This window comes from Spirulina sp. CCY15215 (genome assembly GCF_016888125.1).
In the GTDB taxonomy this organism is placed as follows: domain Bacteria; phylum Cyanobacteriota; class Cyanobacteriia; order Cyanobacteriales; family Spirulinaceae; genus CCY15215.
On sequence record NZ_JACSWA010000423.1, the window covers coordinates 1 to 606 of the forward strand.

Annotated in this window: 1 protein-coding gene; it reads right to left on the reverse strand. The window is 47.7% G+C overall.

Annotation, left to right across the window (positions count from 1 at the left end; genetic code table 11):
- Positions 1-606, reverse strand: a 606-nt coding sequence (locus tag JUI58_RS11995; protein WP_204104024.1) for an RRXRR domain-containing protein, incomplete at both ends; no start/stop codon positions are given.

The following is a 606-nucleotide window of genomic DNA, read 5'->3' on the forward strand; positions in this document are numbered from 1 at the left end:
ATGGAGCAGAGGTGATTTGAACGTCTCCTACCCATGCACCATGCTTGGCGTTTTGGGTATGCCATTCTCGCCACTCGATAAACTCGAAGGCGGCCAAGGTCACGCCATCAACAGCATGAGTTGCGGGTTCTGGCTTAGATTTGTCGGTTTTATTCTTTTCCAATCCTAACCATTTTCGTAGTTGACTCGTGCCATTTCCGTCTCGTTGCCAGCCTTGATGCACTTTGACTGGAGCGAGTTCGCATAGCCATTGGAGCATTTGCTTTTGACCCACCATGACGGGAGAAAATCCTTTGCCTGATTTTGCTCCTTTTCGTCCACTGGTTCTATCTACGTCTGCCATCACTTTTTCGTAATGAATGACGCTAATGGGGTAAAGGGCAAATAACTCCCGAATTATTCGCAGTTCCAATTGTCGGTTGGCTCGAATACTGGGCGGAAGTTTGCCTTTTCTTCGATTAGAAAAGCGCTTTTGTCGATGGCAACGTTGCTCAAAGGGGAGTTTACGGTTAATTCGCCGTCCTCTTCTGGCACGTCGCATGATTCGGCGTAACTCCATCCGTTCCACAATGGTTTTGAACGGTAAGATTAAATGTGCTGTCCACA